10 protein-coding genes are annotated in these 9,310 nt (G+C 51.0%); 6 read left to right on the forward strand and 4 right to left on the reverse strand.

Features of this window, described 5'->3' with window-relative positions; genetic code table 11:
* Window positions 1-195: 195 nt before the first annotated feature.
* On the reverse strand, window positions 196-1,557 hold the full coding sequence (ffh, locus tag SK32_RS14065) for a signal recognition particle protein (protein ID WP_048212938.1): 1,362 nt from the start codon (window positions 1,555-1,557) through the stop codon (window positions 196-198).
* Window positions 1,558-1,722: 165 nt separating this feature from the next.
* Here ffh and SK32_RS14070 point away from each other — a divergent pair, with 165 nt between their 5' ends.
* The gene (locus SK32_RS14070; RefSeq protein WP_048212939.1) at window positions 1,723-2,514 is read left to right on the forward strand and encodes a cytochrome C assembly family protein; all 792 of its coding nucleotides are present in this window, start codon (window positions 1,723-1,725) and stop codon (window positions 2,512-2,514) included.
* Between the two features lie 18 nt (window positions 2,515-2,532).
* Window positions 2,533-3,822, forward strand: a complete 1,290-nt coding sequence (locus tag SK32_RS14075) for an HlyC/CorC family transporter (protein WP_048212940.1) — start codon at window positions 2,533-2,535, stop codon at window positions 3,820-3,822.
* Between the two features lie 49 nt (window positions 3,823-3,871).
* Here the strand turns inward: SK32_RS14075 and grpE are convergent, their stop codons facing one another.
* Window positions 3,872-4,465, reverse strand: a complete 594-nt coding sequence (grpE, locus tag SK32_RS14080; RefSeq protein ID WP_048212941.1) for a nucleotide exchange factor GrpE — start codon at window positions 4,463-4,465, stop codon at window positions 3,872-3,874.
* A gap of 122 nt (window positions 4,466-4,587) precedes the next feature.
* Between grpE and nadK the strand changes: the two genes are divergently transcribed.
* The 3 genes from nadK to bamE all read left to right on the forward strand — a co-directional run bounded on the left by nadK (window position 4,588) and on the right by bamE (window position 7,707).
* A complete protein-coding gene (nadK, locus tag SK32_RS14085) occupies window positions 4,588-5,466 on the forward strand; it encodes an NAD(+) kinase (RefSeq protein ID WP_005130436.1) in 879 nt (292 codons plus the stop codon).
* 85 nt (window positions 5,467-5,551) lie between these two features.
* Window positions 5,552-7,213 (forward strand): DNA repair protein RecN, encoded by a 1,662-nt coding sequence (gene recN / locus SK32_RS14090; RefSeq protein ID WP_048212942.1) that lies wholly within the window; start codon window positions 5,552-5,554, stop codon window positions 7,211-7,213.
* Window positions 7,214-7,362: 149 nt separating this feature from the next.
* Entirely contained in the window at window positions 7,363-7,707 is a 345-nt protein-coding gene (gene bamE, locus SK32_RS14095) for an outer membrane protein assembly factor BamE (protein WP_003826401.1), read from the forward strand.
* 50 nt (window positions 7,708-7,757) lie between these two features.
* Here the strand turns inward: bamE and SK32_RS14100 are convergent, their stop codons facing one another.
* Both SK32_RS14100 and ratA read right to left on the reverse strand, forming a co-directional pair.
* Window positions 7,758-8,054, reverse strand: a complete 297-nt coding sequence (locus tag SK32_RS14100) for an RnfH family protein (protein WP_003839823.1) — start codon at window positions 8,052-8,054, stop codon at window positions 7,758-7,760.
* Window positions 8,038-8,481, reverse strand: a complete 444-nt coding sequence (gene ratA, locus SK32_RS14105) for a type II toxin-antitoxin system toxin RatA (RefSeq protein WP_003031213.1) — start codon at window positions 8,479-8,481, stop codon at window positions 8,038-8,040. The genes SK32_RS14100 and ratA overlap by 17 nt, the downstream gene beginning before the upstream one ends.
* 154 nt (window positions 8,482-8,635) lie before the next feature.
* On the opposite strand from ratA, the gene smpB reads away from it, so the two are divergent.
* Complete coding sequence (gene smpB / locus SK32_RS14110; RefSeq protein ID WP_003031211.1) at window positions 8,636-9,118, forward strand: SsrA-binding protein SmpB; 483 nt, start codon at window positions 8,636-8,638, stop codon at window positions 9,116-9,118.
* The last annotated feature ends 192 nt before the right edge of the window (window positions 9,119-9,310 follow it).

Below are 9,310 nucleotides of genomic sequence, written 5' to 3' on the forward strand. Positions count from 1 at the left end.
GTGTCATATTAAAAGCCCGAAAATTTTACTGATTTCTGGGGAAAATGCAATCAGCAGTTGATAACTCTGCTATAAAAGGCCGTCGGCGGTGCCGTCAGTTCGGTGCCGGCGTGCGCGCAGCCACCGGAGCGTACACGCAGTACGTGAGGATGGCGAGCACACCCCGGTGCCGAAATGGCAAACAAGCCAGGCCGATTAGCGACCGGGGAATCCTGGGGGCATCATCCCTTTCATATTCCGCATCATCTTCGCCATTCCGCCCTTCTTCATTTTCTTCATCATGCGCTGCATGTCGTCGAACTGTTTCAGAAGACGGTTAACGTCCTGTACCTGCATCCCGCAGCCCAGTGCGATACGGCGTTTGCGGGAGCCTTTGATGATTTCCGGCTTAGCGCGTTCTTTCATCGTCATCGAGTTGATGATGGCTTCCATACGCACCAGCACTTTATCGTCCATCTGCGATTTCACGTTGTCAGGGATCTGCCCCATGCCCGGCAGCTTGCCCATCAGGCTGGCCATGCCGCCCATGTTTTTCATCTGCTTAAGCTGTTCAAGGAAATCGTTCAGATCGAAGCCGTCGCCTTTTTTCAGCTTGCTTGCTAATTTCTCTGCCTGTGCACGGTCAACTTTGCTTTCGATATCTTCGATCAGCGACAGCACGTCGCCCATGCCGAGAATACGTGAGGCAATTCTGTCCGGATGGAACGGCTCCAGCGCTTCCGTTTTCTCACCAACGCCGAGGAATTTAATCGGCTTACCAGTGATATGACGAATAGACAATGCCGCACCGCCACGGGCGTCACCATCGACTTTAGTCAGTACCACACCGGTCAGCGGCAGTGCTTCGTTAAACGCTTTCGCAGTATTCGCAGCATCCTGACCGGTCATGGCATCGACAACAAACAGCGTTTCTACTGGATTGATAGACGCGTGAACCTGTTTGATTTCGTCCATCATCGCTTCATCAACATGCAGACGACCGGCGGTATCCACCAGTAGCACGTCGTAGAATTTGAGCTTAGCTTCTTTCAGCGCGGCGTTAACAATATCAATCGGCTTCTGGCCGACATCCGACGGGAAGAAGTCCACGCCGACCTGTTCGGCCAACGTTTCCAACTGTTTGATCGCCGCCGGGCGATAGACGTCGGCAGAGACCACCAGCACTTTCTTCTTGTGCTTCTCGCGCAGGAATTTACCCAGCTTACCGACGCTGGTGGTTTTACCCGCACCCTGCAGGCCCGCCATCAGCACCACGGCCGGTGGCTGTGCCGCCAGGTTTAGCGTCTGGTTCTCTTCGCCCATCGCCGAAACCAGTTCGCTACGAACGATTTTGACGAACTCCTGACCCGGGGTCAGGCTCTTGTTAACTTCGTGACCAACCGCTTTCTCTTTTACGCGATTGATAAACTCACGCACTACCGGCAGCGCAACGTCAGCCTCCAGTAGCGCCATGCGCACTTCGCGCAGCGTCTCTTTAACGTTGTCTTCAGTAAGGCGCCCACGGCCACTGATATTGCGCAGCGTGCGCGACAAACGATCGGTTAAATTATCAAACATTGTCTCTCGCCTGGGGTGGAAACGGTCGGTCGCAACAGCGACACATCAACAGAAATTTGTCGCAGTATAACATGAAGCCGCCTTTGTTGTTATGCAACGGTTGGAGCAGCGGTCACGTAACGCTATACTGCTTTTCTTTATCCCTGGCCAACTGTCGACACCCATATGCCCGTTTTTGCTCTGTTAGCCCTTGTCGCCTATTCCGTCAGCCTTGCGCTGATCGTTCCCGCCCTGCTGCAAAAAAACAGCGGCTGGCGGCGTATGGCTATTCTTTCTGCGGTTATCGCGCTGGTCTGTCACGCGTTTGCCCTGGAAGCACGTATTCTGCCAGGTGGTGAAAGCGGACAAAACCTGAGCCTGCTGAACGTCGGTTCTCTGGTTAGCCTGATGATCTGTACTGTCATGACCATTGTGGCCTCGCGCAACCGCGGCTGGCTATTGCTACCGATCGTCTATGCGTTTGCATTAATCAATCTGGCATGCGCTACGTTTATGCCCAACGAATACATCACCCATCTCGAAGCTACGCCGGGCATGATGATTCACATCGGGTTATCGCTGTTCGCTTACGCCACGCTGATTATCGCCGCGCTCTATGCGCTGCAACTGGCATGGATTGACTACCAGTTGAAAAACAAAAAACTGGCCTTCAGCAATGAAATGCCACCGCTGATGAGCATTGAGCGGAAGATGTTTCATATCACCCAGATAGGCGTGGTTCTGCTGACGCTGACGCTGTGTACTGGCCTGTTTTATATGCACAACCTGTTCAGCACAGAAAATATTGATAAAGCCGTTCTGTCTATCGTGGCATGGTTTGTCTATATCGTTCTACTGTGGGGACATTACCATGAAGGCTGGCGCGGACGTCGTGTCGTCTGGTTTAACGTCGCAGGCGCAGGTATTCTGACGCTGGCCTATTTCGGCAGCCGCATCCTGCAGCAGTTCGTGAGTTAAATCTTTAAGGAATCCTACGTGGAACACATCTCCACCACCACGCTCATTGTCACGCTCCTCATCATGGTGGTCATTTCCGCCTATTTTTCCGGTTCTGAAACCGGAATGATGACCCTGAATCGCTATCGTCTACGTCATCGGGCCAAGCAGGGAAATCGTCAGGCAAAACGCGTTGAGAAATTACTTCGTAAGCCCGACCGTCTGATAAGCCTGGTCCTCATTGGCAACAACCTGGTGAATATTCTGGCCTCCGCGCTCGGTACCATTGTCGGTATGCGTCTGTATGGCGATGCGGGCGTGGCAATCGCCACCGGGGTCCTGACCTTTGTGGTACTGGTATTTGCTGAAGTATTGCCCAAAACAATTGCCGCGCTGTATCCAGAAAAAGTGGCCTATCCCAGCAGCGTGTTGTTAGCGCCACTGCAAGTACTGATGATGCCGCTTGTCTGGTTACTGAATACCATCACGCGTCTGCTGATGCGTATGATGGGCATCAAAACGGATATCGTGGTGAGTGGTTCGCTGAGTAAAGATGAACTGCGCACGCTGGTGAATGAATCGCGCTCGCAAATCTCTCGTCGTAACCAGGATATGCTGCTGTCAGTGCTGGATCTGGAAAAAGTCAGCGTCGATGACATCATGATCCCGCGTAATGAAATTATCGGCATTGATATTAACGATGACTGGAAATCAATCGTGCGTCAGCTTTCGCACTCTCCGCACGGTCGTATTGTGCTGTATCGTGACTCGCTGGACGACGCTATCAGTATGCTACGCGTACGTGAAGCCTGGCGATTGATGGCCGAGAAAAAAGAGTTCACCAAAGAGACCATGTTACGCGCCGCCGACGAAATTTATTACGTTCCGGAAGGCACACCACTCAGCACCCAGCTCATTAAATTTCAGCGTAATAAGAAGAAAGTGGGCCTGGTCGTCAATGAATATGGTGATATTCAGGGACTGGTTACGGTCGAGGATATCCTGGAAGAGATTGTTGGTGACTTCACGACCTCAATGTCACCGACGCTTGCCGAAGAAGTCACGCCGCAGAATGACGGTTCAGTAATTATTGATGGCAGCGCCAACGTTCGTGAAATCAATAAGGCATTTAACTGGCATTTGCCGGAAGATGATGCGCGAACGGTAAACGGTATTATCCTTGAAGCACTGGAAGAGATCCCCGTTGCCGGCACGCGAGTGCGTATTGGGCAGTACGATATCGATATTCTCGACGTGCAGGACAATATGATTAAGCAGGTGCAGGTATTGCCGGTCAAACCGCTACGAGAAAGCGTATCTGACCAGTGAGGATAATCCAGACCGGGTAACGCATCAGCACTACCCGGTCTGAGGCTGATTAGCTTTTTGCTTTCGCCACAGACACCATTGCCGCGCGAATGGTACGTCCATTAAGGGTATAGCCTTTCTGCATGACCATCAGCACGTTACCGGCAGCAACTTCATCAGACTCAACCATTGCAATAGCCTGGTGTACGTTCGGGTCCATCGGCACATCGATATCCGCAACCACCTGCACGCCAAACTTCGCCACAACATCCAGCATCGACTTGCGGGTCAGTTCAATACCTTCAACCATCGCCGCCATCGCGTCATTATCTTTGTTCGCCACTTCCAGCGCGCGGTCCAGGCTATCCAGCACCGGCAGCAGTTCGTTGACGAATTTTTCCAGCGCAAATTTATGCGCTTTTTCTACGTCAAGTTCGGTACGACGACGCAGGTTTTCCATTTCCGCTTTGATACGCAACACGCTGTCACGCTCGCGCGTTTCAGCTTCTGCAAGCTGAGCCTCCAGATTCGCAATCTTTTCATCGCGCGGATCCACCTGCTCAGCAGAAGCGTCTGATTCTACCGCCTCAACTTCTTCGTGCTGATCCATGATAATTTCTTCCGGGGCTTGCCCCTCAGGCGTTTTCTGTTCTTTACTACTCATGAATTTCTCCGCGTTTTTTTCGCATTCATCTCGCTAACCTGGATTATTATGGGGATAAGATTCAGGGTTTCAAGGGAAGTACTCACATTGTCACTAATCTTCGTTACAAGGACCTCGAGAAAATGAACAAACATTTCAAGTGTATTGGCATTGTGGGGCATCCACGTCACCCCACTGCACTGACCACACATGAAATGCTCTACCGCTGGCTGTGCGTCAAAGGTTATGAGGTTATCGTGGAGCAACAAATCGCCCACGAGCTGCAGTTGAAAAATGTGAAAACCGGTACGCTCGCAGAAATTGGTCAGCAAGCAGACCTCGCCGTAGTCGTCGGTGGCGACGGCAATATGCTGGGCGCCGCACGCACCCTGGCACGTTATGACATCAAAGTTATTGGCATTAACCGCGGCAATCTCGGTTTCCTGACCGACCTTGACCCAGACAATGCACAACAACAGTTAGCTGACGTACTGGAAGGCCACTACATCAGCGAAAAGCGCTTTTTACTCGAAGCCCAGGTGTGCCAGCAGGATTGCCAGAAGCGTATTAGCACGGCCATCAATGAAGTTGTGCTGCACCCCGGTAAAGTGGCGCACATGATTGAATTTGAAGTCTATATCGATGAAATCTTTGCCTTCTCCCAGCGTTCAGACGGGCTAATTATCTCCACCCCGACCGGCTCTACCGCCTATTCGCTCTCTGCCGGAGGTCCCATCCTCACCCCTTCCCTGGATGCTATTACGCTGGTGCCGATGTTCCCGCATACGCTTTCCGCGCGACCGCTGGTAATCAACAGTAGCAGTACCATTCGCCTGCGCTTTTCTCATCGCCGCAACGATCTTGAGATCAGCTGTGACAGCCAGATCGCCCTGCCTATCCAGGAAGGTGAAGACGTATTGATTCGCCGCTGTGATTATCATCTGAACCTGATACACCCAAAAGATTACAGTTATTTCAATACATTAAGCACTAAATTAGGCTGGTCAAAAAAATTATTCTAATTTAACGTCAACCTCTTTACTGTATAAAAAACCAGTTTATACTGTATGTAATCACAGTTATGGTTTTTCATACAGGAAAACAACTATGTTGGCACAACTGACCATCAGCAATTTTGCTATCGTTCGTGAACTGGAGATCGATTTCCAAAGCGGAATGACCGTCATCACCGGCGAGACCGGTGCGGGTAAATCCATTGCCATTGATGCTCTCGGGTTGTGTCTGGGCGGGCGGGCAGAGGCCGACATGGTACGTACAGATGCCACACGCGCCGATCTGTGCGCGCGCTTCTCTTTAAAAGATACCCCTGCGGCGCTACGCTGGCTGGAAGAGAACCAGCTTGAAGAAGGTCGTGAGTGTTTGTTACGCCGCGTAATCAGCAGCGACGGACGCTCCCGCGGATTTATCAATGGCACTGCCGTTCCCCTGTCACAGCTCCGTGAACTGGGCCAGTTGCTTATTCAAATCCATGGCCAGCATGCGCATCAACTCCTGACAAAATCGGAACACCAAAAGTCCCTGCTTGATGGTTACGCTAATGAAGCATCCCTGATTCAGGAAATGTCCGCGCGCTACCAGCTTTGGCACCAAAGCTGCCGCGACCTGGCGCATCATCAGCAACAAAGCCAGGAGCGCGCTGCCCGGGCGGAACTGTTGCAATATCAGTTAAAAGAGCTGAACGAATTCAACCCCCAGGCAGGCGAGTTTGAGCAAATTGATGAAGAGTACAAGCGTCTGGCTAACAGCGGGCAGTTGCTCACCACCAGCCAGCAAGCGCTGGCGATCATGGCAGACGGCGAAGACGTTAATCTGCAAAGCCAGCTGTACACGGCAAAACAGCTGATCAGCGAACTGGCGGGAATGGACGGTAAGCTCTCCGGTATTCTGGACATGCTGGAAGAGGCGACCATCCAGCTCAGCGAAGCCAGCGATGAGCTGCGCCACTATTGCGATCGTCTGGATTTAGACCCTAACCGTTTGTTCGAACTTGAGCAGCGTATTTCCAGACAAATTTCATTGGCGCGAAAGCATCATGTTGCCCCTGAAGCGCTGCCACAGTTCTATCAGTCATTGCTGGATGAACAACAGCAGTTAGACGATCAGGCCGACTCTCTCGAAACCTTAACCCTGGCGGTAAACACGCACCACCAGCAGGCGCTGGAAACGGCAAAAATGCTGCACCAACAGCGCCAGCATTATGCTCAGGAATTGGGGAAACTCATCACAGAAAGCATGCATGCTCTCTCGATGCCGCACGGTGTCTTTTGCATTGATGTGAAATTTGAGGAACACCATCTGAGCGCAGACGGTGCCGATCGTGTGGAATTCAAAGTTACCACTAACCCGGGTCAGCCGTTACAGCCGATTGCGAAAGTCGCTTCCGGTGGTGAGTTGTCGCGCATTGCGCTGGCTATTCAGGTGATTACCGCGCGTAAAATGGAAACTCCTGCGCTGATTTTCGATGAAGTCGACGTTGGTATCAGTGGTCCGACGGCAGCGGTTGTGGGTAAGCTACTGCGTCAATTGGGTGAATCAACCCAGGTGATGTGTGTGACTCACCTGCCGCAGGTTGCTGGCTGCGGTCATCAACATTTCTATGTCAGCAAAGAAACTGACGGCGCAATGACCGAAACACACATGCAGCCGCTGGATAAACGCGCTCGCCTGCAGGAATTAGCCCGCCTGCTTGGCGGTAGCGAAGTGACGCGCAATACCCTCGCAAATGCAAAAGAACTGCTGGCGGCATAAGCTTTTTTACCTTGTGAAGGTCTGAGTTCAACATAAAATCGCCGACCGACCCGACAGCAAAAGGTTTTAAAGTGGTGAAAGGTCTATTATCATCGGCATATTACATATGAGCCGCGTACTGCTCGGGCCCGAAAAGGAATCAAATCACTATGCGCTGTAAAACGCTGACTGCTGCTGCAGCAGTACTACTGATGTTGACTGCAGGCTGTTCCACTCTGGAGCGAGTGGTTTACCGCCCTGACATCAACCAGGGAAATTATCTGACACCTACCGATGTCGCCAAAGTGCGTACAGGTATGACGCAGCAACAAGTTGCTTATGCACTGGGTACACCAATGATGTCCGATCCTTTTGGTACTAACACCTGGTTTTATGTGTTCCGTCAGCAGCCAGGGCATGAAGGCGTTACTCAGCAAACGCTGACGCTGACCTTTAACAGCAGCGGCGTATTAACCAACATTGATAACAAACCTGCTCTGACCGACAACAAGTAGGTTTGATAGATCAAAAAAAGGTGCTCAATGAGCACCTTTTTTATTGTCTGTTATTTTTTAGCGGATTTCTCTGCTCGCTGCCTGCGCAGTTCTTTCGGATCAGCAATCAATGGCCGATAAATTTCCACCCGATCGCCGTCATGCAAAACATCAGCAAGCTTAACCGGACGGCTGTAGATGCCCACCTTATTTTTGCTGAGATCGATATCAGTACGTAGCTCCAGCAATCCCGAAGCGCGAATCGCCTCTTCGACGGTTGCGCCCTGCTGCAACGTCACGCGCTGCAGATACTGTTTCTCGGGCAGCGCGTACGCTACTTCAACGACAATTTTAGCCGACGCTGACACTGTAAACCTCTTTCGCGCGAACCGTGAAGGCCTGCACCATATTAGAAGCCAGCTCTTTAAAGATGCGGCCAAACGCCAGTTCGATTAACTTATTGGTGAACTCAAAATCGAGATGAAACTCAATACGACACGCTTCATGACTTAGTGGCGTAAACTTCCAGCCGCCAATCAGTTTCTTGAACGGTCCATCGACCAGATGCATCAGGATGCTCTGGTTACTGGTCAGTTGATTACGCGTGGTGAACGTTTTGCTGATCCCTGCTTTCGAGACATCCACAGCGGCCGTCATTTGCCCCGGAGTCGACTCCAGGACGCGGCTTCCGGTGCAACCCGGTAAAAACTGAGGATAGGATTTAACATCATTCACTAACTGATACATCTGTTCCGCACTGTAAGGTACTAAAGCGGTCCGGCTAATCTGAGGCATAACAATTTCCATCAATATCAATCGTGCAAATAATACCATTTATCATCCGCTAAAAAAAACGCTATAGCCCAACTCGTGCTAAGATAGCGCCTTGCGCCCCGCTGGATGAAATGGGGTGTTTTTCAATTCCAGATTACCTATACTGAGCGGCATTATGACGAAGAAAAAAGCACACAAACCTGGCTCAGCCACAATCGCGCTCAACAAGCGCGCACGACACGAATACTTTATTGAAGAAGAGTTCGAAGCTGGACTCGCACTGCAAGGCTGGGAAGTCAAATCCCTGCGCGCAGGAAAGGCCAATATTGGCGATAGCTATGTCATTCTCAAAGACGGCGAAGCGTTCCTGTTTGGCGCCAACTTCACGCCGATGGCCGTTGCCTCAACGCACGTCGTGTGTGACCCTACTCGCACCCGTAAGCTTCTGTTAAACCAACGCGAACTTGACTCCTTATATGGACGCATGAATCGTGACGGTTACACCGTCGTGGCACTTTCGCTATACTGGAAGAATGCCTGGTGCAAAGTCAAAATTGGCGTCGCAAAAGGGAAGAAACAGCACGACAAGCGTTCCGATGTAAAAGAACGTGAGTGGCAGTTGGACAAAGCTCGTATTATGAAAAATGCAGGTCGATAAATCCCCTCTCAGCGGCCAGTCTCTCATCATGAGGCTGGCTCTTATTGTTTAGTTATTGAAACCCACCCATTATATTCACCAAAATTATAGTTTTTACACCGCTGAATCGTTCAAACCTAAAATAGTCTTTTCATTATTTTATCGGGTCCATAGCTTAATAAAATAAAACTTCAAGAGCGTATCGTTTATATT

This window comes from Citrobacter sp. MGH100 (assembly GCF_001034465.1).
Classification (GTDB): Bacteria; Pseudomonadota; Gammaproteobacteria; order Enterobacterales; family Enterobacteriaceae; genus Citrobacter; species Citrobacter youngae.

Coding starts and splice junctions, on each gene's coding strand:
- SK32_RS14070 (WP_048212939.1), top strand. CDS start 1,723: ATGCCCGTTTTTGCTCTGTTAGCCCTTGTCGCCTATTCCGTCAGCCTT.
- smpB (WP_003031211.1), top strand. CDS start 8,636: ATGACGAAGAAAAAAGCACACAAACCTGGCTCAGCCACAATCGCGCTC.
- nadK (WP_005130436.1), top strand. CDS start 4,588: ATGAACAAACATTTCAAGTGTATTGGCATTGTGGGGCATCCACGTCAC.
- ratA (WP_003031213.1), bottom strand. CDS start 8,481: ATGCCTCAGATTAGCCGGACCGCTTTAGTACCTTACAGTGCGGAACAG.
- bamE (WP_003826401.1), top strand. CDS start 7,363: ATGCGCTGTAAAACGCTGACTGCTGCTGCAGCAGTACTACTGATGTTG.
- ffh (WP_048212938.1), bottom strand. CDS start 1,557: ATGTTTGATAATTTAACCGATCGTTTGTCGCGCACGCTGCGCAATATC.
- recN (WP_048212942.1), top strand. CDS start 5,552: ATGTTGGCACAACTGACCATCAGCAATTTTGCTATCGTTCGTGAACTG.
- grpE (WP_048212941.1), bottom strand. CDS start 4,465: ATGAGTAGTAAAGAACAGAAAACGCCTGAGGGGCAAGCCCCGGAAGAA.